The sequence below is a fragment of the Polynucleobacter sp. 80A-SIGWE genome (assembly GCF_018882295.1).
GTDB lineage: Bacteria > Pseudomonadota > Gammaproteobacteria > Burkholderiales > Burkholderiaceae > Polynucleobacter.
This window is the reverse complement of record NZ_JACVOR010000001.1, coordinates 695,644-720,201: the sequence shown is the minus strand read 5'-3', so window position 1 is coordinate 720,201 and position 24,558 is coordinate 695,644. Positions and strand designations below refer to the sequence as shown.

General features: G+C 46.2%; 22 protein-coding genes, 1 other RNA gene, 1 pseudogene and 1 riboswitch. Of the genes and pseudogenes, 9 read left to right on the top strand and 15 right to left on the bottom strand.

Features of this window, described 5'->3' with window-relative positions:
* Window positions 1-39: 39 nt before the first annotated feature.
* Both dcd and ICN25_RS03780 read right to left on the bottom strand, forming a co-directional pair.
* Window positions 40-606, bottom strand: coding sequence for a dCTP deaminase (gene dcd, locus ICN25_RS03785; RefSeq protein WP_041484826.1), 567 nt, complete (start codon window positions 604-606; stop codon window positions 40-42).
* A gap of 41 nt (window positions 607-647) precedes the next feature.
* Window positions 648-1,490, bottom strand: coding sequence for a formate dehydrogenase accessory sulfurtransferase FdhD (locus ICN25_RS03780; protein ID WP_216179585.1), 843 nt, complete (start codon window positions 1,488-1,490; stop codon window positions 648-650).
* A gap of 135 nt (window positions 1,491-1,625) precedes the next feature.
* On the opposite strand from ICN25_RS03780, the gene metG reads away from it, so the two are divergent.
* The 4 genes from metG (at window position 1,626) to panC (ending at window position 5,344) form a co-directional block, all read left to right on the top strand.
* Window positions 1,626-3,296 carry a methionine--tRNA ligase gene (gene metG / locus ICN25_RS03775; RefSeq protein ID WP_216179126.1) on the top strand — a complete coding sequence of 557 codons (1,671 nt, stop codon included), beginning with the start codon at window positions 1,626-1,628 and terminating at the stop codon, window positions 3,294-3,296.
* Window positions 3,297-3,445: 149 nt separating this feature from the next.
* Window positions 3,446-3,634 (top strand): DUF3460 family protein, encoded by a 189-nt coding sequence (locus ICN25_RS03770; RefSeq protein WP_215299638.1) that lies wholly within the window; start codon window positions 3,446-3,448, stop codon window positions 3,632-3,634.
* A complete protein-coding gene (locus tag ICN25_RS03765) occupies window positions 3,627-4,496 on the top strand; it encodes a ScpA family protein (RefSeq protein ID WP_216179124.1) in 870 nt (289 codons plus the stop codon). The genes ICN25_RS03770 and ICN25_RS03765 overlap by 8 nt, the downstream gene beginning before the upstream one ends.
* Window positions 4,493-5,344, top strand: coding sequence for a pantoate--beta-alanine ligase (gene panC, locus ICN25_RS03760; protein WP_216179122.1), 852 nt, complete (start codon window positions 4,493-4,495; stop codon window positions 5,342-5,344). The genes ICN25_RS03765 and panC overlap by 4 nt, the downstream gene beginning before the upstream one ends.
* Before the next feature lie 28 nt (window positions 5,345-5,372).
* Here panC and ICN25_RS03755 read toward each other — a convergent pair whose 3' ends face one another.
* The 6 genes from ICN25_RS03755 to ICN25_RS03730 all read right to left on the bottom strand — a co-directional run bounded on the left by ICN25_RS03755 (window position 5,373) and on the right by ICN25_RS03730 (window position 12,073).
* Window positions 5,373-6,305 (bottom strand): methionyl-tRNA formyltransferase, encoded by a 933-nt coding sequence (locus ICN25_RS03755; RefSeq protein ID WP_216179120.1) that lies wholly within the window; start codon window positions 6,303-6,305, stop codon window positions 5,373-5,375.
* A gap of 1 nt (window position 6,306) precedes the next feature.
* Window positions 6,307-7,554: a formyl-CoA transferase gene (gene frc, locus ICN25_RS03750; RefSeq protein ID WP_216179118.1), complete on the bottom strand. Its 1,248-nt coding sequence runs from the start codon at window positions 7,552-7,554 to the stop codon at window positions 6,307-6,309.
* A gap of 135 nt (window positions 7,555-7,689) precedes the next feature.
* Complete coding sequence (locus ICN25_RS03745) at window positions 7,690-8,112, bottom strand: PAS domain-containing protein (RefSeq protein ID WP_216179116.1); 423 nt, start codon at window positions 8,110-8,112, stop codon at window positions 7,690-7,692.
* Between the two features lie 95 nt (window positions 8,113-8,207).
* Window positions 8,208-9,458, bottom strand: coding sequence for a formyl-CoA transferase (frc, locus tag ICN25_RS03740; RefSeq protein WP_216179114.1), 1,251 nt, complete (start codon window positions 9,456-9,458; stop codon window positions 8,208-8,210).
* A 76-nt stretch (window positions 9,459-9,534) separates the two neighbouring features.
* Window positions 9,535-11,244 (bottom strand): oxalyl-CoA decarboxylase, encoded by a 1,710-nt coding sequence (gene oxc, locus ICN25_RS03735; protein ID WP_215334616.1) that lies wholly within the window; start codon window positions 11,242-11,244, stop codon window positions 9,535-9,537.
* A 211-nt stretch (window positions 11,245-11,455) separates the two neighbouring features.
* Entirely contained in the window at window positions 11,456-12,073 is a 618-nt protein-coding gene (locus ICN25_RS03730; protein WP_216179112.1) for a Crp/Fnr family transcriptional regulator, read from the bottom strand.
* A 70-nt stretch (window positions 12,074-12,143) separates the two neighbouring features.
* Window positions 12,144-12,358, top strand: a riboswitch (cobalamin riboswitch).
* A 147-nt stretch (window positions 12,359-12,505) separates the two neighbouring features.
* On the opposite strand from ICN25_RS03730, the gene ICN25_RS03725 reads away from it, so the two are divergent.
* The 5 genes and pseudogenes from ICN25_RS03725 to ICN25_RS03705 all read left to right on the top strand — a co-directional run bounded on the left by ICN25_RS03725 (window position 12,506) and on the right by ICN25_RS03705 (window position 16,503).
* Window positions 12,506-14,608 carry a TonB-dependent receptor gene (locus tag ICN25_RS03725; protein ID WP_216179110.1) on the top strand — a complete coding sequence of 701 codons (2,103 nt, stop codon included), beginning with the start codon at window positions 12,506-12,508 and terminating at the stop codon, window positions 14,606-14,608.
* A 274-nt stretch (window positions 14,609-14,882) separates the two neighbouring features.
* Entirely contained in the window at window positions 14,883-15,167 is a 285-nt protein-coding gene (locus ICN25_RS03720; RefSeq protein WP_216179108.1) for a hypothetical protein, read from the top strand.
* Window positions 15,142-15,366 (top strand): annotated as a pseudogene (locus ICN25_RS10030) (cell division protein ZapA); the annotation flags it as partial. The gene ICN25_RS03720 and the pseudogene ICN25_RS10030, both read left to right, overlap by 26 nt.
* A gap of 99 nt (window positions 15,367-15,465) precedes the next feature.
* A non-coding RNA gene (gene ssrS, locus ICN25_RS03710) (6S RNA) lies at window positions 15,466-15,684 on the top strand.
* Complete coding sequence (locus tag ICN25_RS03705; RefSeq protein ID WP_216179106.1) at window positions 15,685-16,503, top strand: sulfite exporter TauE/SafE family protein; 819 nt, start codon at window positions 15,685-15,687, stop codon at window positions 16,501-16,503.
* 17 nt (window positions 16,504-16,520) lie between these two features.
* On the opposite strand, the gene ICN25_RS03700 is transcribed toward ICN25_RS03705, so the two are convergent.
* From ICN25_RS03700 to ICN25_RS03670, 7 genes are all read right to left on the bottom strand, one after another.
* The gene (locus ICN25_RS03700; RefSeq protein WP_216179104.1) at window positions 16,521-18,044 is read right to left on the bottom strand and encodes a malonyl-CoA synthase; all 1,524 of its coding nucleotides are present in this window, start codon (window positions 18,042-18,044) and stop codon (window positions 16,521-16,523) included.
* 39 nt (window positions 18,045-18,083) lie between these two features.
* Window positions 18,084-19,082: a tripartite tricarboxylate transporter substrate binding protein gene (locus ICN25_RS03695; RefSeq protein WP_216179102.1), complete on the bottom strand. Its 999-nt coding sequence runs from the start codon at window positions 19,080-19,082 to the stop codon at window positions 18,084-18,086.
* A 118-nt stretch (window positions 19,083-19,200) separates the two neighbouring features.
* Window positions 19,201-20,505 (bottom strand): malonyl-CoA decarboxylase, encoded by a 1,305-nt coding sequence (locus ICN25_RS03690; protein ID WP_216179101.1) that lies wholly within the window; start codon window positions 20,503-20,505, stop codon window positions 19,201-19,203.
* A 128-nt stretch (window positions 20,506-20,633) separates the two neighbouring features.
* Window positions 20,634-21,551, bottom strand: a complete 918-nt coding sequence (locus tag ICN25_RS03685) for a LysR substrate-binding domain-containing protein (RefSeq protein ID WP_216179099.1) — start codon at window positions 21,549-21,551, stop codon at window positions 20,634-20,636.
* Window positions 21,552-21,574: 23 nt separating this feature from the next.
* A complete protein-coding gene (lgt, locus tag ICN25_RS03680; protein WP_216179097.1) occupies window positions 21,575-22,363 on the bottom strand; it encodes a prolipoprotein diacylglyceryl transferase in 789 nt (262 codons plus the stop codon).
* 19 nt (window positions 22,364-22,382) lie between these two features.
* Window positions 22,383-22,847, bottom strand: coding sequence for a DNA polymerase III subunit chi (locus ICN25_RS03675; RefSeq protein ID WP_216179095.1), 465 nt, complete (start codon window positions 22,845-22,847; stop codon window positions 22,383-22,385).
* A gap of 12 nt (window positions 22,848-22,859) precedes the next feature.
* Window positions 22,860-24,455 carry a leucyl aminopeptidase gene (locus ICN25_RS03670; protein WP_370624701.1) on the bottom strand — a complete coding sequence of 532 codons (1,596 nt, stop codon included), beginning with the start codon at window positions 24,453-24,455 and terminating at the stop codon, window positions 22,860-22,862.
* Window positions 24,456-24,558: the final 103 nt, after the last annotated feature.

The window sequence follows — 24,558 nt, the reverse complement described above, 5'->3', positions numbered from 1 at the left end:
TTAGAGTCGCCAATATGGCGATGAAGCAGATTAAGCAGATTAAGTCTTCGGCAGAGTTACGCCGACTTGGCCTTGATACTTACCGCCACGATCTTTGTACGATGTGCCACACACTTCATCGCTTTCAAAGAACAGAACTTGTGCACATCCCTCACCGGCATAAATCTTTGCAGGCAATGGAGTCGTATTAGAAAACTCGAGCGTAACGTAACCTTCCCACTCAGGCTCGAATGGAGTGACGTTCACAATAATGCCGCAACGTGCGTAAGTGCTCTTACCAACGCAAACCGTTAATACGCTGCGTGGAATCTTGAAGTACTCAACAGTTCTTGCCAAAGCAAAAGAGTTTGGAGGAATGATGCAAACTGGACCCTTGAAATCCACAAACGATTGCTCGTCGAAATTCTTGGGATCAACGATAGTGCTGTTGATATTCGTGAAGATCTTGAACTCATCAGCACAACGAATGTCATAGCCATAGCTTGAAGTGCCATAGCTCACAATTTTTTGCCCGGCAGCATCTTGGCGGACCTGCCCAGGTTCAAATGGGCTGATCATGCCTTGCTCGCCCATACGGCGGATCCAGTGGTCAGATTTAATAGTCATGGCCGAATTGTAAAACCATCGCAGGCCATATGCCCACGAATTTACGAGGTGGCAGGCGGGGAGGTAAAAATCACCCTCTCAGGGGCATTGAAGATCTCAAAATGCTTCCCGGAACAGCGAGATAACAAGGTGAGATTAGTCTTGCGGGCAAGCTCCAAACCCATTAAGGTCATGCCAGAGCGGGTCATCAGGAATGGGATGCCCATCTGAGCGCCTTTAATGACCATCTCTGAGGTTAGACGCCCCGTAGTAAAGAAGATCAGATCTTTGCCCGGCTTGTCGGCGAGCCACATGAGGCCGGAGATAGAGTCAACGGCGTTGTGACGTCCAACATCCTCAATAAAGTGAAGTAGACGGACGCTATTGTTACCCTCTCTCTCAAATACAGCGCAAGCGTGTACGGAGCCAGATTTCTTATAGATGGTGTCGTGAACTCGAATGCTATCTATGAGGGCGACTATTGCCTCTTGGGTTAATTGAGGGCCATCTGGCAATCTAATCTCCGCCATCTCCTCAATCAAGCCACCAAACATGGTGCCCTGCCCACAACCCGTAGTCACTACCCGCTTACTGGTGAGAGCATCAATATCTACCGTGCTGCGATGGGTCTTTACGGCTGCTGAATCGGTCTCCCAATCCACCTGGATACTGGCAATATCTTCAGGCGACTCTACTAGGCGCTGATTACGCAAATAGCCCAGTACCAGGGCTTCAGGGGCGCTTCCCAAGGTCATCAGGGTGACGACCTCCCGCTTATCCAAATAAATGGTTAAGGGGCGCTCCCCAGGAATATGGGTGGTCTTAATACGCCCCGCCTCATCCATGACCTGCACTTCGTGCACTAAAGGCACGGAAGCGTGAGACATCTGAATGTTGTGGGGCAAAGCCATAAAACGCCTCTTAAATAGGTTCAAATCGGTATTAACTTTAACCGCAGACTAAAATTGCTGCTGAAGTGAGGGCCCAAGCCCCATAATCTTGTATTCCCATTTGTTGAAATGATTTCTATTTAAGTACGCATGAGTAGCCCCAAACGTCGCCTGCTAGTTACCTCCGCCCTGCCATACGCCAATGGCCAGATTCATATTGGGCATTTGGTGGAATATGTCCAGACGGATATTTGGGTTCGCTTCCAAAGAATGCGTGGTCACGAAGTGCATTACGTTGGTGCAGATGACACCCACGGCACGCCGATTATGTTGCGCGCTGAAAAAGAGGGTCTCACTCCTAAAGAACTCATCGCCAATGTTTGGAAAGAGCACAAACGCGACTTTGATGATTTCTTAATCTCATTTGATAACTACTACACGACAGATAGTCCTGAGAATGAAAAGCTGTCTCAAAGCATCTACCTCAAACTTCGTGATGCAGGTCTGATTGAAAAGCGTGCAATCGAGCAAGCCTATGACCCCGTTAAAGAAATGTTTTTGCCGGATCGCTTTATTAAAGGTGAGTGCCCTAAGTGTGGCGCTAAAGATCAATACGGCGACTCTTGCGAAAAATGCGGAGCAACTTACTCTCCAACCGATTTAAAGAATCCATTCTCCGTAGTGAGTGGTGCAACACCGATTAAAAAAGTTTCCGATCATTACTTTTTCAAGTTATCGGATCCACGCTGCGAGACATTCTTGCGCGAGTGGACCCAAGTAAAAACTCCCTTGCAACCAGAAGCTCGCAACAAGATGAAAGAATGGGTTGGGCAGCCCGGAGATAGCAAGCTTGGGGACTGGGACATCTCTCGAGATGCGCCCTACTTTGGCTTTGAAATCCCTGATGCACCAGGCAAATACTTCTATGTATGGCTTGATGCGCCAATTGGCTATTACGCCAGCTTCCTCAACTACTGCCAGAGTAAAGGCCTGAACTTTGAGGAATGGGTCCGACCTGATACGACTACCGAGCAGTACCATTTCATCGGCAAAGATATTCTGTATTTCCACACACTCTTTTGGCCAGCGACCCTGCACTTTGCAGGCTATCGCACCCCAACCAATGTATTTGCTCATGGCTTCCTCACTGTTGATGGCGAGAAGATGAGTAAGTCACGTGGCACTTTAATTTCCGCACACAGCGTAATTGAATCTGGATTTAATCCTGAATGGTTCCGCTATTACTTTGCAACCAAACTCAATGACAGCATGGAAGATTTGGATTTAAATCTTCAAGACTTTGTTGCTCGAGTAAACAGCGATCTATTGGGTAAGTACATCAATATCGCAAGTCGCAGCGCCGGCTTCTTGGTGAAGCGTTTTGGCGGTGTAGTTTCTGATGCAGCAATGAGTAATCCATTACTGACTGAGATTGCATCTGCTAGTGAAAAAATTGCTGAGCTATATGAGGCACGTGAATATGCAAAAGCATTGCGCACGATCATGGAGCTAGCCGACAAGGTCAATGCCTTTGTTGACGAAAACAAGCCTTGGGAAATCGCTAAAGATCCTGAGCGTGAAGCTGACTTACAGCGGGTCTGCAGCATCACCTTAGAGGCATTCCGTTTATTGAGCCTCTATCTGAAGCCAGTGCTGCCTCAGGTCACAGCCGGAGTTGAAGACTTCCTCTCAGTCCCAGCCATGACCTGGAATGACGTTAAAACACCTCTCTCCAGCCAAAATCCGATCAAAGCCTATAAACACCTCATGACCCGGGTCGAAGCGCCCCAAATCGAGGCTTTATTAGCAGCAAACCTCTAAAAACGACCCCAAATAGGGTAATTTCTAAGAATTGGCCAAAAAGTCGGCAGGTTTGTAGGAAAAATCGTTAATAATGATGGGCTGGCAGATAATTGCTACGCAGTAATTTTTGCAAGTTATTGAATTAATTGAGAATTTTAGGAAATATGATGGCTAGATATACATCCGAATTCACCCAGTTCTTAAATGAGCTCAAATCTGAGAAGCCTGAGCTCGAAGCGGGCCAGCAAGCTGGTCGCGCACTCCTTTGGGATAAAGAGCCTTTGACTACCGAAGATCAACGTCGTGCTAAGGCAGCCAAATTAAAGCAACGCGCTTACGTGTACTCGAATGACTGAGTTGGGAGCCGAGCCAGGAGCTCAATCTGAGTTGTTAGATAGCACCCCATCAGTAACCGATGGAATGTCTTCGGCTTTCGCCAAACTCTATGGCGAGCCATTATTTAAGCTTCCTACCGATCTATATATTCCACCTGATGCACTAGAGGTTTTTCTAGAAGCATTTGAGGGCCCTCTTGATCTTCTGCTTTATCTAATTCGCAAGCAGAACTTCAACGTACTTGATATTCCAATGGCGCAGGTGACTCAACAGTACCTAAGCTATATCGATCAAATCCGTCATCACAACTTAGAGCTAGCAGCTGAATACTTGCTGATGGCCGCCATGTTGATTGAAATTAAATCTCGCATGCTGTTGCCAATGAAGAAGGCCGATAGCGATGAAGAGGTTGAAGATCCGCGCGCAGAACTGGTTCGCCGCCTCTTAGAGTACGAGCGCATGAAATTGGCCGCTCAAGAGCTCGATCAAATTCCACAGCAAGGGCGTGATTTCCAAATCGCCCATGGCTATGTTGATACGACCGTTGCCGTTACTTGGCCAGATGTTAATCAAGATGATTTACAAATGGCTTGGCGTGATGTGCTTCACCGCGCAAAACTGAACCAACATCACACCATTACTCGCGAAGAGCTCTCCGTTCGTGATTTCATGACACGTATTTTGCGTCGCTTGCAAAGTACTAAATTCGTAGAGTTCGGTGAGTTATTTGAAGAAGCCATTAAATCCGGCAAAGGCATTCCAGTGGTGATCGTCAACTTTATTGCAATGCTTGAGCTCTCACGCGAAGCCTTAGTTGAAATCACTCAAGCTGAACCATATGCTCCAATTTATGTACGGCTCGCCTACACCCCTGTTGCATGAAAATTATTAGCGATATACAAGAGCTGCGTGACCACTTACGTGGACAAAATCGCGCCTCCTTTGTGCCAACCATGGGCAATCTCCATGAAGGTCATTTATCCCTCATGCGCCTTGCTAGACAACATGGTGATCCGGTAGTAGCCAGTATCTTTGTCAACAGATTGCAGTTTGGTCCAAATGAAGATTTTGATAGCTACCCGCGCACCATGCAGGCAGATATCGATAAGTTGGAAAAAGAAGGTGTGTACATCTTGTTTGCGCCAACTGAGCGCGACCTATATCCACAGCCACAAGAATACCGAGTAGATCCACCACAACAACTGGGAGATATCCTTGAAGGTGAGTTCCGCCCTGGATTCTTTAAAGGTGTTTGCACAGTTGTACTGAAGCTCTTATCTTGCGTACAACCTAAAGTGGCAGTATTTGGTAAAAAAGATTACCAGCAGCTGATGATTATTCGTCAGATGGCCAAGCAATTTGCATTGCCTGTAGAAATTATTCCAGGTGAAACAGTGCGCGCTGAAGATGGCCTAGCCCTCTCCTCTCGCAACGGCTATCTCTCCATTGAAGAGCGTGCAGAAGCACCTGAACTACAGAGAGCCTTGCAAGAAGTTCGTGCACGAGTACTAGATTTAAGTCAGCGCAGTACTCACTCACTGCTAGAGATTGAAAAAATCGCGGTAGATCTTCTCACTGGCCGTGGTTGGCAACCGGACTACATTGCTATTCGTCAGCAAAGCGATTTAGCTCCAGCATCCAATGAAAGCTTGCAAGCTGGTGAGCCGCTAGTCATTCTGACGGCTGCCAAGCTTGGTAAAACGCGTTTGATTGATAACCTAGAAATCTAGTTTCTAGGTATTGGATTCACGCTGTGAATTACAGAGTAAAAAACTGACCCGCTTCTAAATTCAACTCTTTAGCCAATTCAGCGCCGGTTACTTTTCCAGCGGCGCCTTTTGCTTTGAGGACCTCGATTTGCCCACCATGGCAGGTGACAAAGAAAGAATCTAAAGTAATTTGAGTGACTTCACCAGGCTTGCCTTTTACAGCGCCAAAAGTAGCTGCTACATGCTTATGGCAGTCATAAATCTGAACCTTTTGCTCGCCGAACTTAGTCCAAGCGCCAGGCGCAGGATTGCATGCACGAATTAAGTTGTAGATCTGACTAATGTGAGTAGCCCAATGAATTTGAGCGACATTCGCATCAAACCAACCTTCGTAATTTGCCTGCGATTCGTCTTGAACAATTTCTTGATGTTTATTCGCAATCACCAGATCAGCAGCTTCAAGTAAGGCCCGAACACCTAATGGGAACAATTTATCAAAGTAGACTTTTCCCAAAGTGTCATCAGGCGCAATTGCTACTTCTTTTTGCAAAATGACTTCGCCTTCATCCAAGCCATCAGATGGACGGAAGATAGTTAAACCCGTCTTCTCCTCACCCAAAGCAATCGCCCAATTAATGGCGCTTGGACCACGGTACTTAGGTAAGAGCGAAGGGTGATACTGAATAGTGCCATGCTTCGGAATCTTGCAAAGCTCTTGTGGTACGAACTGAAGTACATAGGCCATCACACAGATATCAGCCTTGCTATCAATCATTGCTTGCGCTGCCTCAGGGCCTTTAAGGGAGGAGAATTGCAAGGGGGTTAAGCCTCTTGCAATCGCCGCCTCTTTGAGTACTTCAGGCTTGGTTGATTTCGGATTATCCGGCGGACAGAACACGGCAACAACTTCATCGCCGCGATCTAAAAAGGCCTCTAAAGCCGCCTTGCCAAAATCCGCACTTCCAATCAACGCAACCCGCATCTTAGATTACCTTATCGTGACGAAGAGCAATCAACTCATCAGTAGTAAAGCCAAGCTCACTAAGAATCTCATCGGTATGCTCACCAAGCAATGGTGAACGAGTCACATCAGTTGGGCTATCAGACATCTTGATTGGATTACCCACAGTCAGGTACTTGCCACGAATTGGATGATCCACTTCAACAACTGTTCCAGTAGCACGTAACGCTGGCTCTTCTGCGATTTCTTTCATCGACAAAATTGGACCGCAAGGAATATCGTATTTATTCAAAATGTCCATGACTTCAAACTTCGTCTTAGTCATTGTCCATTTTTCAATTTCACCGAAGATTTCCATCAAGTGTGGCAAGCGAGCCATTGGTGAAGCGAAACGCACATCTGTAATCCAATCTTCACGACCGATTACCTTGCAAATTGCTTCCCAAACTGGAGCTTGCACGATGACATACATATAGGAATTAGGATCTGTTTCCCATCCTTTGCATTTCACAATCCAACCAGGCTGACCACCGCCAGAAGCATTACCAGCACGGGGTACAGAGTCTCCAAACTCTCCGTTAGGGAACTGCGGATACTCTTGCATCAGGCCAACGCGCTCGAGGCGCTGTTGATCACGCAACTTCACGCGACATAAATTCAATACCGCATCTTGCATCGCCGCCAATACTTTTTGACCGCGACCAGAATGAGTACGTTGATATAGTGCAGTCACAATACCAAGGGCCAAATGCAAGCCAGTACCGCTATCGCCAATCTGAGCACCAGTCACCATCGGAGGGCCATCATCAAAACCAGTAGTGGATGCTGAACCGCCTGCACACTGTGCTACGTTTTCATAAACCTTGCAGTCTTCGTAAGGACCGGGGCCAAAACCTTTTACAGAAGCCATGATCATCATCGGATTAAGCTCTTGGATACGTTCCCAAGAAAAACCCATGCGATCCAAAGCGCCCGGAGCAAAGTTCTCAACAAGAACATCGCACTCTTTAATCAAGCGCTCTAGAATTTCTTTACCTTTTGGAGTCTTCGTATTCACAGTGATTGAACGCTTGTTATGGTTCAACATTGTGAAATACAAACTGTCGGCATCAGGGATGTCGCGCAATTGACCGCGAGTAGCATCACCCTCACCCGATTTCTCTACCTTGATTACGTCTGCGCCGAACCAAGCGAGCAACTGAGTACAAGTTGGGCCGGATTGAACGTGCGTAAAGTCGAGGATTTTCACCCCTTCTAATGCTTTTGCCATGATTAAAGTCCTAATAAGATTGAAATTTTGAATTAAGCCAATTTTACCAGCGACAGATTGCGGTGCAACATGGCGTGCCTACTTATTGGGCACATCTAGCAAGGGATGCCCAATATTAGCTATTTGGGTGCAAATTTATTGATTTTCAAGATCAGAAAGCCGCTTTTTAAGAGCCCTTTCTTCAGTAAAACGCTCAGTCTCGTCACGAATCACTGCTGCCACACCATTGGCCTGATGTTTCTCATCAAACAACATACCCACGGTAAAGGCGATGGATAAGGTATGTCCATCTTTGTGCTTTGCTGGGACTTTTAATAATGAAGTTCCATAACGGGTTGTACCCGTCTCCATCGATTTGCTGTAACCCTCGCTATGCTTTTGGCGTTGGCGCTCGGGAACTATTAAATCCAAGGTATTGCCGAGCGCCTCTTCTTCCAAGTAACCAAAAATTCTGGTGGCAGCAGCGTTCCAAAGAACAATCTTTTCATGGGCATCTGCAACAACTACAGCGTCACCAATGCAGTCAAGCAGTTGGTTTAAATCTATATTCGTTTTCATACTGTCAGTCTATAGACATTAGCTTGATCTAGGTAAATAAAAAAGGCGCTCACAAGGAGCGCCTTCAAAACTAAAACAAGTAATACTAATTATTATTAAACCGCTTTTGCTGCATGCAACTTAGCGATGTCATCGGCGCTATAGCCAAGATCTTTCAATACTTCATCGGTATGCTCACCCAATACTGGTGATGGACCAACATCGATCTTCAAATCAGAGAACTTGATTGGGCTACCGATTGTCAAGTACTTACCACGAACCTTGTGGTCAACTTCAACGATAGAACCGCTCTTACGCAAGTCAGGAGATGCAGCCAATTCCTTCATTGAGAGAACTGGTGCGCAAGGAATATCGAACTTACGGAGGATATCCACAGCCTCGTACTTAGTTTTGTCTTTGAGCCACTCTTCAATTGTTGCGAAGATGTCAAAGATCTTGTCTTGACGTGCTTCAGCTGTCATATATGCAGGATCTGTTGCCCACTCTGGTTTGCCCAAAGCTTTAGTAATTGGCTCCCAAGCATGACCTTGAATAGTGAAGTAGATGTAAGCATTTGGATCTGTTTCCCAGCCCTTACACTTCAACACCCAACCTGGCTGACCGCCACCACCAGCGTTACCGCCACGTGGAACTACGTCAGAGAATGTACCGTGTGGATACTGTGGATACTCTTCGAGGTAGCCAACTTTGTCCAAACGTTGTTGGTCGCGCAACTTCACACGGCACAAGTTCAATACAGCGTCTTGCATTGAGCAAGATACTTTTTGACCTTTGCCAGTTTTTTGACGCTGCATCAATGCAGTCAAAATACCAATCGCCAAATGCATACCAGTGTTGCTATCGCCCAAAGCGGCAGCAGAAACTGTTGGAGGACCATCCCAGAAACCAGTTGTAGAAGCGGCACCGCCAGCACACTGAGCAACGTTCTCATACACTTTTAAGTCTTCATATGAGTGGCCATCGCTAAAGCCTTTTACAGATGCCATGATCATCTTTGGATTTAATTCCTGAATACGCGCCCAGCTAAAACCCATACGATCCAAAGCGCCTGGACCAAAGTTCTCAACCATCACATCAGAAGTCTTGATCATCTTCTCTAAAACTTCTTTACCTTCTTGAGTCTTAGTATCCAAAGTCAAAGAACGCTTGTTACCGTTCAACATCGTGAAGTACAAAGCATCTGCGCCTGGGATATCGCGCAACTGGCTACGAGTTACGTCGCCAGAACCTGGGCGCTCTACCTTGATCACGTCTGCGCCGTACCAAGCCAATAGCTGGGTACATGCAGGACCTGCTTGTACGTGTGTGAAGTCGATGATACGAATGCCGTCTAATGGTTTAGTCATATTTGATTCTCCTTAAAGTCTTTCTTGTGTATTGCTAAATTTGTTCTTAAAAAATTACTTATTAATTGCTTTCGGATTACTTCTTACCTGCTGCAGTTGATGGGTTCAAGTTAGTCAAACGTCCACTCTCTGTACCAGCTGTCTCATCAATCACGGCATTAATCAAAGCGGGCTTACCTTCAGCAATCGCTTTAGTCAAAGCAGCTTCTAACTCAGCCGGAGTAGTTACGTAGTAACCAACGCCACCAAACGCCTCAATCATCTTGTCGTAACGGGCATTTTTAACGAATACTGTTGGAGCAACATCTGCACCACCAGTTGGATTTACGTCAGTACCGCGATACACACCGTTGTTATTAAATACGACGGTAGTAATTGGCAGGTTGTAACGGCAAATTGTCTCCAACTCCATACCGCTAAAACCAAATGCGCTATCACCCTCAACTGCAACTGTTGGCAAGCCGCTAGTTACTGCAGCACCAATGGCGTAGCCCATACCAATACCCATAATTCCCCAAGTACCGGAATCGAAACGTTTACGTGGCTTATACATGTCCACAATTGCGCGGCAATAGTCGAGTGTATTTGCACCTTCGTTAACCAGGTTCACATCTGGGTTCTTCTTGATCACATCGCGAATCGCACGCAAAGCACCATGGAAGTTCATTGGTGAAGCTTCTTTAGCAAGAGTCTCAGCCATCTTCGCCAAGTTCTTATCTTTCTTCTCATTGATTGCGCCAATCCACTCAGCGCTTGGCTTCGGAACAGCAGCAATACCTTTGAGGAGCTCGCCAACAACAGAACCGATATCACCAATCAATGGAGCATCGATTTGTACGTTGCTATCAACTTCGTTTGCCTGAATATCGATTTGGATAAATTTCTTAGGATCTTTACCCCATGTCTTACCTTTACCGTGCGCAAGCAGCCAGTTCAAACGCGCACCAACCAACATCACCGCATCAGCTTCAGCAAGTACAAATGAACGTGCAGCAGAAGCAGATTGTGGATGATTGTCCGGCAACAAGCCTTTAGCCATCGACATTGGCAAGTAAGGGATGCCAGATTTTTCGATCAAGTCACGAATCTCTTTATCAGCCTGAGCGTAAGCAGCGCCTTTACCCAAGAGGATCAATGGGCGCTTAGCACCCTTCAATACATTCAAAGCGCGCTCTACAGCATCAGCTGCAGGAATTTGACGTGGAATTGGATCGATTACTTTGAAGATGGATTTCTTAGCTTCTTCTACTGGCATTGTTTGAGCCAATAATTGTGCAGGCAAATCTAAGTACACGCCGCCAGGACGACCAGAAACGGCTGCACGAATAGCGCGCGCAAAACCAATGCCGATATCTTCGATGTGATTAATACGATATGCAGCTTTGCAATATGGCTTAGCAGCATTGAGCTGATCCATCTCTTCGTAATCACCCTGCTGCAAGTCAACGATTTCACGTTCGCTTGAACCAGAAATCAAAATCATTGGAAAACAGTTCACAGTAGCATTAGCTAACGCTGTTAAGCCATTCAAGAAACCAGGCGCTGACACAGTCATACAAATACCAGGCTTTTGAGTCATGTAACCAGCAATTGCTGCAGCGTTACCTGCATGCTGTTCGTGACGGAAACCAATGAAGCGCAATCCTTCGGCTTGAGCCAAGCGGCATAAGTCAGTAATTGGAATACCAACGAGACCAAAAATAGTATCTAGGTCATTTGCTTTTAAAGCATCGATAACGAGATGGAAGCCATCGGTGACTTGGGTATTTTGATTATCTGTTGTCATAGAAATTTATAGTTAATTACACCGCCCGAACGTAAAGATGTTCAGTGCAATTTAGCTTTCGCTAACTGTCTCCAATTAAGTTATTAGTAGTGCCACGGGTATCTATAAGCATACCCGTTGAGGCTGAGATGAATCTTAGGCTTGGGGCCGGGGTTCATCATTGACTTCGGTCAATTTCCCCTGAAATCTAGAAGCAACTGGGGGTTTCTAATTAGACAAAGAGCTCTTTATGCTTTGTTTTGAGGCGGCTTAAAGTCTCCGGGGAGAGATTGAGGTAAGCGGCCAGCTCTTTTTTGGGGAGAAGCTCAAATAAGTCTTCGTATTTACGTAAAAACCGCTCTACTCGGCCTGGGGCATCGAGCATATGCAAGGTGATCGTGTGGGCCATGATCTCGCTCATGAGGCGCATAACCTCAAACTCAAAGCTTTCCTTGAGGGGCTTGTGGGCATCCAAAAACTCGGCCCACTTCTTAAGCGGCATACGTGCAACGCGCGCCTTGGTTACCGAGGCAATACTATATGGAGCCGCCGTCTTCAGGCGCCAGGCTGCATAGCTTGTTTCGATATCTTTTTCGATAGCAAAACGCAAAATCATCTCTTTTGCATCCGCACTAGAAACAATGCGCTTCAAGATTCCATCCAGCACAAAGTACTGCTCCATCTGGTGATCACCTTGATGAAGCAGGATTTCTGATTTTTTGAGGTCCGAAATGACTAAATGGCGCTCTAAGTCAGCCATTGCTTCAGGATCCAAGCTTTTTAACACTGAGTTTTGGCTCAGTTGCAAACGAATCAGGTTTTTTTCGGGGTGCTTGTCTAATGCTGTCATGAATCCTTAATCCTAGAGCCCCTATTGTAGGCTTTTTTAGCTTTTTAAGCCGATCCAAGGCTGGCCTGCGATAGAATTACAGGGTCGTGGTGCTTTATTGCAGTGCAATAAAGTTAAACGGGAAACACTAAACGTGTGCTGCCCCCGCAACGGTAAGTAAATACACCCTAACTAATGGTGAAGGTGTCAGGAGTCTGAGTAAGCCACTGTGCGCGTCAACTGCATGGGAAGGCCAGATTCTGAGATTTACTAGCCCGGATACCGGCCAAGACAGGTGGAATTTTGCGGACGGGGACTTTCGCGCGCCGATGAAGCATCCCCAGTCAAGCTGGCCAGATGCCCAATTGACGCCTGAACTCTCAGAAAGTGAAATTCTGTTCGACCCAGCTTACGGGGAAGTGAGCTAGGTGATTCGAAGGCAGAAGGTTCATCATGAAACAGCAGTTCAGCAGCAAAACGCTTGTCGCCCTACTTTGCGGCGCAGCAACAATATTTAATGCAGCAGCTCAAAACTCTCAGTCGACAGTAGTTGTCTCCGGCTCACGCTTTGAAGAGAACCTCAATGAAGTTCCAGCAAACGTCAAAGTAATTACACGCGATGAAATTGCAAACTCCACATCAAACAATATTCCAGATGTACTTTCACAAATTGGAGGCTTAGTAGTTCGAAGCTCAAACTCTGGCCAGTTAAATCTGGATGCAACCATAGATATGGGAGGGTTTGGAGCAACTGCAAATAGCAATACGCTCATCCTTGTTGATGGTCAACGTATGAACCCCATAGATTCCTTGGGTGTTGCCTGGGAATCCATTCCCATAGATTCAATTGAGCGCATTGAAATTGTTCAAGGTGGTGCAAGTGTGCAGTACGGCAATGGCGCTGTTGGTGGCGTCATTAATATCATCACCAATGGTGGCAAGGTATCCCTAAATCAGGCCAGCATTACTGCAGGTAGTTTTGGCACCTATATTGGCAACGCAATTCTTCGTAACAAAGTTGATAACACGACCTTACAGTTAACAGCGAACACCTCAAATAGCCAGGGATGGAGAGCAAATTCCGCGGCAAATGCCTATGCGTTCGATGCAAAAATTTCTCAAGCCCTAGGCGGGATAGACAACGTCTACGCTGATGTCTATTACAGCTACACAAACCAACAAACTCCAGGTGGTGTGGTTGGCCAAGTTGGGCAGGGCAATCCACAGGCCGCTAAATTTAACAATGTGGGAGCCGGAAATACTGGCAATAATTCTGGTGTGCGAGCGGGTGGTATTAAGAGCCTGGGCGATACCTACACTGCGATGATTGACCTTGCTTATGGCAGTAGAGGCATCAATTATGGCGCGCCCTACTATGCAAGCACCGATTCCGTTGGCGGCTATTTCCCAGGCCCTAGCAATGGGAATATCTCAAGCTGGGATCTAGGGTTAACGCCGAGGATTAAAGCCGATTTTGGTAGCTGGGGAACAACTGTAGTTGGATATGACTACGGCAAATCAAATCAAAATTCAAACAACCAGTACACGGGCGCAGCACAAGAGTTGATACTTGCGAACCAATCACCAATGGGATGGTTCTATAACAATCAACTCAACAATACCCAATCTGCAAATCTAATTAATCAATCTGCTTACATTATTAGCCGGGTGCCCATCAGTAAAGCAGTTGAGGCTAGCGGAGGATTCAGAAGGCAGACTCAAAACGCCTCAACAAATGATTCGAACTTTTATGCCCCCACCCCCACCAGTGCAAGTCAAAAATATGCAGCTAATGCAGGAGATGTAGCAATCAACTATTCATACCAAAAAAACCAAAAGGTATATGCCAAATGGAATCAATCATTTCGGTTTCCAAACGTTGATGAATTTTGGGGTTGGGACCCTAGTGGTAACCGCATCTTCTCGGGAATTCTTAAACCTCAGACTACGCAAACCTATGAAATAGGGGGGGAATGGAGTATCAGCAACGTGAGAGTTTCCGGCTCAGCATTTCAATCACTAACGCAAAATGAAATACGCTATGACCCAACAACTTACTACAACACTAATTCAGCAGATAACATTGGCAGAAAAGGTATTCTGCTGGACTCCACCTTTAATGCCACATCTAAATTAAGCATTTCAGGTGGGGGGAAATTTCAAAAATCTACCTACACCACGGGCATCTATAGCGGAACTGGCGTCTCTCTTGTCCCTGATCTTATTCTGAATGCAAGAGCACAATATCTTATTAATGCAGCATGGTCATTCGGTGGCGTCATCAACTTTGTTAGTCAGCAAATGTACGATTCCGAACCAGGGATCAGTAACTCTCTTGCAAAAATGCCCTCGTATACGGTCGGTGACTTATTTGCCAGCTATAAGACAAATAAATGGGAAAGTCGCTTAACCATCAAGAATGTTGGTGGCGTAAATTACTCTAGTTATGGAGGGTACGGAAGCCTATCGACTCCGGGCGGAGGATTGACTACCGGCTACTACTATTATCCAAGCGATCCTCGATCTGTATTCTTGAGCGTTAAATACGCTCTATAAATTAGATGTTTAAAAGCACCGCCCAACTCTCGATACATTTCAGCTACTTCCTTGTTGGGGTTGCTGTATTTCTCTTAGGATTTTCACTGGCTGCTTTTGCAGGCCCAGCGTCTGCAGCGGATGACCGATGGGTTGTGGCGGTATTTAAGTCCCAATAAGCTTATTTGATGGCCGCATTCAATCAGAAAAGCTTAGTAGTGATTGGATCGCTCTACCCCATTGAGCCCAAAATCGGGGGTTTCACAAAGCTTTGCCCTGAGGCTACAATGCCTATATGACCGAGTACACCCCTCATGTCCCAAGCGACTCCACTGAATCTGATTCGATAGCCGCATCTCTCCAGAGACTGGCTAAGAAAATTCAACTGATCTCCGACGCCGTTAAAGCGCTACATCAAGATCGCAGTCAGCTTGAAACCAAAATTGAGGATGCACAAAAACGGATTCAGCATATTTTGAGTCGTCTGCCAGAACAGAGTGACGGACGTCAATTGAACTTGCTCGGTGAGCCCGTGACACCAACCAATCCAGAGGATGACAATGAGCCAACAACGCATTGAAGTAACCCTCGCCGGTCAAAAGATCACATTAGCAACTAGCGCTGAGCATGAGCCATTACTTCGTGCAGCCTGCACATTAGTCGATGAACAAATTCAATTAGCAATTAATGGTGGCAATCGCAGCATTGAGCGCGCCAGCATGATGGCTGCACTGAAGATCGCTGGTGATCTTATTAAATTGCAAACTGCTTCTGAGCAAGCTCCCGTTCAGAGTCATTCATCCAATCCTGAAGAGATTGCTCGACTCCAGAATGAAATTCGTACCCTGGAAGATCAAGTGGATGCTCTGATGCAAAGCCTTTCCCTGCCTGGTTCGCCAAGGCCAATAGTTCCTTGAACCGATGCGCAAGCATCAGGAACGATCTTTACACTGTGGGCGTGAGCGTTTCGAATCTTCACAGTGGCAGCTTCGCGCTGTTCACTCCCTGAACTTCTTAATGCACCCGAAGCAGAGTAGCCGTTCCACCTTGAACCTTAGGGTTCAGGATGACGGCCTAGCGGCTAAGGCGGGGAATTCATGTCAATAGCCGATATCGCAATGCTGATGTTATGTGGAAGCATATCTGGCTTCCTAGCAGGACTCCTGGGCATTGGTGGTGGAATGATTTTGGTCCCATTCATGATTGTGGTCTTCAATCATTTAGGCTTTGGGCAAAATGTCATCGTACATATGGCCATTGCAACTGGGATGGCAACGATCCTCTTTACAACTACCTCAGCTATCTGGGCGCACCACAAACACAACTCAATTGATTGGAAGCTGGTGGCATCGCTCAGTCCAGGTCTAGTGATTGGTAGTCTTGTTGGCGGTAGTGAGATTTTTGAAGCAATCAATACCTCTTGGTTATCTTTATTCTTTGCCATTTTTATCGTCTACACCTCGATTCAAATGATCATCAATAAAAAACCTGCTGCTGGAAGAGAGCTACCGGGCACCCTCGGCCTTTTCTCATTCGGAGCGTTGACAGGCGTGATTGCCAGTCTAGTTGGCGCAGGCGGTGCATTTATTACCGTGCCATTTATGCTTTGGTGCAATGTAAAACCACACACAGCAATGGCAAGTTCTTCAGGCTTAGGGTTTCCGATTGCGGCTGCAGCGACGATCGGTTACATGTATGGAAGTTGGGGCAACCCTAATCTTCCCTCAGGCTCATTGGGATTTGTCTATCTTCCAGCGGTGCTGTGCATTGTGGCGGTAAGTATATTTACCGCCCCACTTGGCGCAAAAATGGCCAGAAAACTCAATGTGGCTCAACTCAAACGCATCTTTGGTGTGATGCTGTTTATGCTTGCGGCCTTCATGTTTAATGAAAGCCGCAAGGCATTCGGTTTCTAAGCTAGTATTTTTTGCTGTTAGCTGGTGTATTGCTGACGCAGAATATTCTTCTGCACTTTGCCCATGGCGTTGCGAGGCAAGTCAGAAACAATCTCTAAACGCTTTGGAATCTTGAAATTCGCAATTTGGGTTTTGAGTGTAGCGATCATAGCCTGCGCATCTAATTTGGCGCCTGCTTTTGGTACCACTACTGCCATTACCGCCTCACCAAAGTCTGGATGCGGAATACCGATCACAGCACTTTCATCTACACCATCCATATCATCGATAAAGCTTTCGATTTCTTTTGGATAGACGTTATAGCCACCAGAAATAATCAGATCCTTGCTGCGACCAACGATGCAGAGGTAATCCTTAGGCGCTTTACCGCCGTTAGCATCACCACCCCAGCGACCGACGTCACCAGTCTTAAACCAACCGTCTTTTGTAAATTCCTCGGCAGTTTTTTCTGGCATGCGCCAGTAGCCCTTAAATATATTTGGACCCTTAACCTGAATGCTGCCGATTTCATCAACACCACACGGCTTATTATTTTCATTCACCACGCGAACTTTTACGCCTGGCAAAGGCAAACCAACTGATCCACCTACGCGATTCCCTTTATATGGGTTGGAAACCAACATCACGGTCTCACTCATGCCATAGCGCTCAAGAATCGGCTGGCCAATCACCTCTTTGAAGGAATTAAATGTTTCAGTCAGCAAAGGTGCGGAGCCAGAAACAAACAGGCGCATATTACGTGCAACGTTTTTATTAAAACCTTTATCCGCCAGTAAACGTACATAGAAGGTTGGTACACCCATCATCACAGTCGAGTTCGGCATGTGATGAATTAATTGCGCAGTATCCAAACGTGGCAACCAAATCATTTTGCTGCCATTAATCAATGCGCCATGAGCAGCTACAAACAATCCATGAACATGGAAGATCGGGAGTGCATGCAATAAAACATCGCCTTTTTTCCAGCCCCAAAACTTCTGCAGCACTTGCGCATTGCTTCCCAAGTTTTTATGGGTCAACATTGCACCTTTGCTGCGGCCAGTTGTGCCAGAGGTGTACAAGATAGCGGCCAAATCATCGTCTTTAACGGCAACTGTTTTGAACTTATCGCTTTGACCGGCAGAGCGCTCTAACAGAGTGCCCTTGCGATCTTCATCCAAAGTAAAGACATGTTTAGTACCCGCTTTAAAAGCAACCTTGGATACCCAAGAGAAATTCTTACTACTGCAAACCACGACTGCTGGCTCAGCATTCTCTAAGAAGTACTGAATTTCTGCTGCTTGGTATGCGGTATTCAGGGGCAGATAAACATAGCCCGCCTTAATAGTAGCGAGGTACAAAAAGAGTGCTTCGGGTGATTTCTCAACCTGCACCGCAATACGAGATCCTGCGGGTAGTTTGAGGCTCTTGAGAAGGTTTGCCATCTTGGCAGTAGCGCACTCTAGATCACTCCAGGAGTAATACAACCCATCATGCGTTTCTAGTGCACAAGCCTGCTTATCTTTCGGAAAACCTTTTTCCAATAAGGAATATAAATTCATTAGAGCCTCAAATCCAAACCAGTAAATTAAATCAAATTATTAATCAAGCTTTGCGCCAGAGGCCTTAGCCACTGCAGCCCAACGCTTAATGTCTGCGGAAACAAATTTGCCAAAAGCATCACCAGTCAAAGTTGGCGTATCTGAACCGTTATTAGTCCAAATAGTTTTCAACTCAGGTGTATTGAGTGCTTTTTGCACCTCAGCAATCATCTTGTCAACGATAGGCTGAGGCGTTCCCTTAGGAGCAAACAGACCATACCAAGTTGACACTTCATAGCCCACTAAACCAGCCTCGGCTGCTGTAGGCACATTTGGAAACGCAGCAGAACGCTTCTGTGATGCGACAGCTAAGGCAACGATTGAACCATTTTTGATTTGTGCTGCTGAGGAACCTAAACCATCAAACTCCACATCCACCTGGCCTGCAATTAGGTCTTGCATAGCTGGGCCCGCACCGCGGTAAGGAATATGAGTAATAAAGGTCTTAGTCAACATCTTGAACTGCTCACCAGCTAAGTGATGTGAAGATCCATTACCAGCACTAGCGTAGTTGAACTTACCTGGATTCTTTTTCAGGAGCTCAATAAATTCTTTTAAGTTTTTAACTTGAACATTCTTTGGGTTCACCACGATGACTTGGGGTGGGCTAGCGATCATTGCAACTGGAATGAAACTCTTCTCAATGTCGTAATCTAAGTTTGGATACATGGAAGGAGCGATTGCATGATGAGCAGCACCAACAAAAAAGCTATATCCATCTGGAGCTGCTTTAGCAGCCAAGGACGCGCCCAATGTACCGCCAGCACCGCCACGGTTATCGATGATGATTTGTTTACCCAACTGCTTTGTTAGCTGCGCAGCCAAAGGGCGGGCAAAAGCGTCAGTACCGCCACCAGCAGGAAACGGCACAACAAAAGTAATGGGTTTATTTGGCCACTCTTGAGCCATTACAGCGAGAGGGGCGGCGCAAATTAAAAACAGCGCTTTTTTCAAAGTGCTTAATGAGAATACAGAATTGCTGTTTGTTTTAGTAAACATGCTTGTCTCCTTTATCTTTGACCAACTATCGCGTTGGTTTTATTTTCACAACTAACTATTAACCACTTATTCTAAGGGGACTTCCACTTTTCAGCAGAAGTTAGCCTCAGCGTTAATACTAGGGGGCCATCAAGCGACCCACTGCCCTGGAATACACAATTTCACCATTGGCAAAGCGTTCATGGTTATCCTCCACGCTTCCCAAGTCATACAGGTAATTCACCATCAGGCCAGCAGATTGGCGCAATCCCTTGCGAGATAAATCTCCGGCCCAGTTCACCAAGTGCAACTTAGCGCCGTTACCCAAGTGAAACTTCGCCACCGGATTACCATCGCGCCCAGTTGAGGCAAGTCCTAAATACATGCTTGCCAAACTTAGTAAAGCTGCTTTTTCTTTTTCTGAAGCGAGATCAGGGTGCCAGCCACCTGCCAATCGCTCACTCCATGATTGACTCTCAAGCTTCAGAACTGCCAAGGCTGCATCTCTTGCTACCTTGAGATTTGGCTTCAGCCTATCTGCTGGAACTCCCTCACCTAAATTTGCACCTGCGGCAACCCAATCCATAAATCCTGGAATCGGCGACAAAGTGACAAAGGTTTTTATTCCAGGGAATTCAGCATGTAACTGCTCAGCTACCCGCTTAATTAAAAAGTTCCCCATCGATACACCACGAAGACCAGGCTCGCAGTTGCTGATGGAATAAAAAACTGCAACCTTATATTGAGAAACCTGATCTACTGTTTCTGCTTTTTTATCAACCAAAGGTGTGATCACCGTAGGGATCTCGGGCAATAGCGCAACCTCCACGAAGATCAGGGGCTCGCTTGGCAGCTGTGGGTGGAAGAACGCAAAACAACGACGATCAGGCTGCAGGCGACGACGCAAGTCATCCCAGCCATCAATGGCGTGCACCGCCTCATGTTGAATTAGCTTCTCAAGCACCTCTGCTGGGGACTTCCAGTCCACCTGATGCATTTTAAGGAAGCCCGGATTAAACCAAGAAGATAGCAAGTGGCGCATATCGAAATCTACCGCAGCCAATTCTGGTTTTTTATCTAGTAGCTGCAGCAAATCACGACGCATTTGCACTACTGCTGCAGTACCTTGACTCGCGCGATTGAGGCGACGAAAAAATTCTTGGCGAGGAGACTCAGAAACTTTTTGCAACTGAATGTAATTGCGCGCACTAGAGTCAGCCACAAAATTTTGCGCTGCCTTGAGAACTGCATCCGCTTGGGGATTGAGCTTCTCAAATAGAAAAGTAAAAAATGAGACGTGTTGATCTTTTGCTAATTTGCGATAGTTATTGACCACATCATCAGCCATGCTGAGCGCATTGGATTCGCCACGCTCAGATATCAAACGCTTAATGGCGTTATTTGCCTTAGACAAATTTCGAGCTTTGGTTAACTTCTCTAGCATGGTCATCTCTCGGAAAAGACTAAGGATTAAAGGGTTTGTATGTGATTCAATTTAATACTGGAAACACGCGTAATCAATTAATCATAAGAGAATAACATTAACTTTAAGTTAATGATTTTTGAGAAATGCTAATTTGCCTCTGTTATTTTGCGTTGCAACATACGGGCTTCAGCCGCCAAAGCCAAAATATTTGCATTTAATTCATTAGCCTCAAGATAGATCAAGGCGATATGCTGAGTAACCGCGTATTTGGGCAGCAAAGGAGTCAGGGCAATGGCATCACCCATCAGCGCTTTTACCCTGCCTGGCAAAAGTGTTTTACCCAAATCGCCAGAAACCATATTCATGAGTGAAAAAATATCACCCACTTTCATCACTATATTTGGCTTAACTCCAGCCAACTTAAAGGCGTCATAAAAACCTGAGGTAGTAGCAAATCCCTCTTGAAGAGTAAGAAACTTTTCAGCCTGATATTGAGATAAATCAACGCTAGCTTCACTGGGCTTGCTTTTCTGGGAAGAGGCAAAGAAAAGTTGGTCATCAAATAAAGGGACTACCTGCAGGCCATCTGGTAATTTTCCTGGGGGCGTTGCAATAACAACTGCATCAATAGCGCCTTCGGATAATTTTTTCATTAGCTCTTCGTTAGATCCGAGATGTAAATCAATATCTAAATCCGGTCTACGGATTTTGGTCCCCATAATGATCCGAGGAATTACGTTTGCAGTTAATGAATACATTGAGCCCAAGCGTATTTGCCCACTCTCAAGCCCTGCTTTAGATCTTGTTTTTTTAAGGATGTGTTCGATGTCGTCAAGCAATTCGACACTCATCTCTGCCAAATAAATTGCAGCTGGTAGCGGTTTTAATTGACGTCCTTCCTTAACGAATAAGGGGCAGCCAACACCGCCCTCTAGTGAGTGCAGCGCCTTATGGATGCTCACTGAACTCAGACTTAATTCCTCGCCGGTTTTGGAGAGACTTCCAGTTCTAATAAATGAACAGAGAATCTCCAGCTTGCGAAGAGTGACATCTGTATTTAGCATACGCCAACCTTTTTAATCACAGCTTAAGCGGACTTAGACCTAAAAACAGTGAGGAGATAAATTCCAAAAATAATCATGGGTACAGAAAGCCACTGCCCCATGGACAAGCCGAGGCCTAAGAGGCCCAAGAAGGCATCAGGCTCACGGGCAAATTCTGCCAAAAAGCGGCAAAGTCCGTAGCCCAATAAAAACAATCCTGAAACTTGTCCCACCCGACGTGGCTTACTGGAATAGATCCACAAAACAATACCCAAGCAAATCCCTTCGCCAAAGAACTGATAGATCTGAGAGGGATGACGGGGAATGGAGTCGACCATTGGAAATACCATAGCCCAAGGCAAGTCTGTCGGCCTACCCCACAACTCACCATTAATGAAATTACCTAAGCGACCAAATGCCAAACCAAACGGAACCAGTGGCGCAACTAAGTCACTCACAACAAAGAATGAAACCTTGCGACGATAAGCAAACCAAAGTAAGGCTAGCAAAACACCGAGCAGTCCACCATGAAAGGACATGCCGCCTTCCCATATCTTGAAGATGCTGAGAGGGTTTGCAAGGTAGTACCCAGGCATATAAAACAAGGTGTAACCCAAACGGCCACCAAGCACGACACCCAAAACGCCAGCAAACAAAAGATCTTCAAGGTCTTTATATGACCAACCCAAAGATTGGTAGCGCGCAGCGCGTATGCGCAGACGACCTAGTAATAAAAATTGAGCAAAGGCTAAGAGATACATCAAGCCATACCAATGAATGGCAAATGAGCCAATACGAATTGCGGCAGGATCAAATTCTGGATGAATCAGCATACTTGGAGGCGGCTAATACTCACGCTTTAGATTGATCGAAGTTGTGCAACTCATGACCTAGGTCGCGATAGGCTTTATAGCGCTCGCGACCTGCAAGGCGCTCTGCCTCATTGATTGTCACAACCTCAACAACTCGGGGGAAGCGCGCAAGTAATCCTGGAACATCGGAAGGCATACGCATTCCCAGATGAATGAGAACATCTGCATGTGGCAACTGGGATAAAGCCGGTGATAAGAAATCATCAGTTAGCAAAATAGGGGTATCCATTGCCGCCTCATCATCAATAAAACAATGAGGCAAGAAATCCACCGCACTAAATGTCCATAGAATCTCATCCAGCTTTTTGAGATCGGCCTTCTCACCCACCATCACGATATGACGCACAGGCTCGCCAGCAGGTGTAGCACTCCAGATCTTGCGCGTTAAGCGACAAGCATATTCCAGCTTATCGCTAACGTTGCTATGAAAATCAATACGGGCCATAAGTGCTATCTTCTACTTTTGCTCTAGCAAGTAATTTACAAGCAAGGGGACTGGGCGCCCAGTAGAACCTTTAGCGGCACCACTCTTCCAAGCGGTACCAGCGATGTCTAAGTGAGCCCATTTATATTTTTCAGTAAAGCGCGATAAGAAGCAGGCTGCAGTAACACTACCCGCTGGGCGTCCACCGATATTAGCCACATCAGCAAAATTAGATTTAAGTTGCTCGTGGTAAGCCGCATCCAAAGGTAAACGCCATACGGTATCTAAAGATGCATGACCCGCCTTAGTGAGTGCACTGACCAAACCTTCATCATCAGAGAACACGCCGCTATGCACATGACCCAATGCAATGATGCAAGCGCCCGTTAAAGTAGCCACATCAATCACAGCCTTAGGCTTAAAGCGCTCTACATAAGTTAGGGCGTCACACAAAATTAAACGGCCTTCTGCGTCGGTATTCAGAATCTCAATTGTTTGCCCCGACATACTCTTCACAATGTCACCCGGACGAGTAGCTTGGCCAGAGGGCATATTTTCACAAGTTGGAATGACGCCGATGACATTCTTTTTTAACTTCATCAAGGCGGTTGCATACATCGTGCCAATGACAGATGCAGCGCCGCACATGTCGTACTTCATCTCATCCATAGCTTCACCAGGCTTCAGAGATATTCCGCCGGTATCAAAAGTAATTCCTTTACCCACCAACACAATCGGAGCCTCGCCTGCTTTACCGCCTTGGTGACGCATCACAATAAATTGTGGCGGCGTATCTGAACCCTTGGCTACCGATAAGAATGAGCCCATACCCAAGGCTTCAATTTGCTTGCGACCTAAGACTTCAACCTTGAGACCAGTCTTTTTGCTTAGGCCTTGTGCTGCTTTACCTAAGTAAGTTGGGGTGCAAATATTTGGAGGCAGATTACCCAAGTCTTTGGCTAAGTTCATACCCTCAACCATTGCCGCACCCTCTGGCACAGCAGCCTTCAACTCCTTGGCGCAAGTATCGTTACCCGCAAAGATGAGGTGAGTAAAAGTATCCGCCTTATCTTTGGCCTTGAATTTCATGGCAGGTTGACGCACTCCAAAGCGATAAGCCTGATCACCAGCATATTGAATCGTCAGGCGCACCTCTTCGGCCATGAACTCAGCACGGTGCCCCAAAGCAAAGCTCGGGATAAACCACAAAGCGCTTTGGATGGAGCCACCACTTAACTGCTTTAATGCAGCGCGAGCAATTTTTGAGTAGGAATTAAGGCTACGTGCGCTAGCAGGAGCAACATCCCCCAAAGACACCAAAAGAATGCGCCTTATCTTTGCACCAGACGTTGCCCAGGATTTTTCAGCGCGGATTATGCAGGTAGAGGCTGACTGACTATCGAGATCACCCACCAAATGTGCATGGGTGACAGAACCACCAAGCAAACGATCCAACTCGACTAAAAGTCCAGACTTGGATTTGCTAGCCGTCAAAGCGTCTAAATCTGCCTTTGAGTACGCCAAAACCAAACAATCTGAGCTCTGTGCCAATAGAGTGCTTAGGCTGGCCTTAAGTTGTTTGGGGTTATTTAGATCGGCTTGCGCGAAAATCTTGGTGCTAAATTGAATAGTCATAATGTCTTACGGTATTTTTAAGTCAATTCAAGGGAAAAAATGGGTGTTTATCCATTATCCTCCGAGATGCAGGTTCACATCTTGAGTGAGCCCATAA

Excerpts from the sequence above, each read along its gene's own strand:
- ICN25_RS03765 (WP_216179124.1), top strand. The coding sequence starts at position 3,627 with ATGACTGAGTTGGGAGCCGAGCCAGGAGCTCAATCTGAGTTGTTAGAT.
- ICN25_RS03755 (WP_216179120.1), bottom strand. The coding sequence starts at position 6,305 with ATGCGGGTTGCGTTGATTGGAAGTGCGGATTTTGGCAAGGCGGCTTTA.
- metG (WP_216179126.1), top strand. The coding sequence starts at position 1,626 with ATGAGTAGCCCCAAACGTCGCCTGCTAGTTACCTCCGCCCTGCCATAC.
- ICN25_RS03730 (WP_216179112.1), bottom strand. The coding sequence starts at position 12,073 with ATGACAGCATTAGACAAGCACCCCGAAAAAAACCTGATTCGTTTGCAA.
- ICN25_RS03725 (WP_216179110.1), top strand. The coding sequence starts at position 12,506 with ATGAAACAGCAGTTCAGCAGCAAAACGCTTGTCGCCCTACTTTGCGGC.
- ICN25_RS03685 (WP_216179099.1), bottom strand. The coding sequence starts at position 21,551 with ATGCTAAATACAGATGTCACTCTTCGCAAGCTGGAGATTCTCTGTTCA.
- frc (WP_216179118.1), bottom strand. The coding sequence starts at position 7,554 with ATGGCAAAAGCATTAGAAGGGGTGAAAATCCTCGACTTTACGCACGTT.
- ICN25_RS03770 (WP_215299638.1), top strand. The coding sequence starts at position 3,446 with ATGGCTAGATATACATCCGAATTCACCCAGTTCTTAAATGAGCTCAAA.
- frc (WP_216179114.1), bottom strand. The coding sequence starts at position 9,458 with ATGACTAAACCATTAGACGGCATTCGTATCATCGACTTCACACACGTA.
- ICN25_RS03700 (WP_216179104.1), bottom strand. The coding sequence starts at position 18,044 with ATGAATTTATATTCCTTATTGGAAAAAGGTTTTCCGAAAGATAAGCAG.
- oxc (WP_215334616.1), bottom strand. The coding sequence starts at position 11,244 with ATGACAACAGATAATCAAAATACCCAAGTCACCGATGGCTTCCATCTC.
- panC (WP_216179122.1), top strand. The coding sequence starts at position 4,493 with ATGAAAATTATTAGCGATATACAAGAGCTGCGTGACCACTTACGTGGA.
- ICN25_RS03705 (WP_216179106.1), top strand. The coding sequence starts at position 15,685 with ATGTCAATAGCCGATATCGCAATGCTGATGTTATGTGGAAGCATATCT.
- ICN25_RS03675 (WP_216179095.1), bottom strand. The coding sequence starts at position 22,847 with ATGGCCCGTATTGATTTTCATAGCAACGTTAGCGATAAGCTGGAATAT.
- ICN25_RS03690 (WP_216179101.1), bottom strand. The coding sequence starts at position 20,505 with ATGCTAGAGAAGTTAACCAAAGCTCGAAATTTGTCTAAGGCAAATAAC.
- dcd (WP_041484826.1), bottom strand. The coding sequence starts at position 606 with ATGACTATTAAATCTGACCACTGGATCCGCCGTATGGGCGAGCAAGGC.
- ICN25_RS03720 (WP_216179108.1), top strand. The coding sequence starts at position 14,883 with ATGACCGAGTACACCCCTCATGTCCCAAGCGACTCCACTGAATCTGAT.
- ICN25_RS03745 (WP_216179116.1), bottom strand. The coding sequence starts at position 8,112 with ATGAAAACGAATATAGATTTAAACCAACTGCTTGACTGCATTGGTGAC.
- lgt (WP_216179097.1), bottom strand. The coding sequence starts at position 22,363 with ATGCTGATTCATCCAGAATTTGATCCTGCCGCAATTCGTATTGGCTCA.
- ICN25_RS03695 (WP_216179102.1), bottom strand. The coding sequence starts at position 19,082 with ATGTTTACTAAAACAAACAGCAATTCTGTATTCTCATTAAGCACTTTG.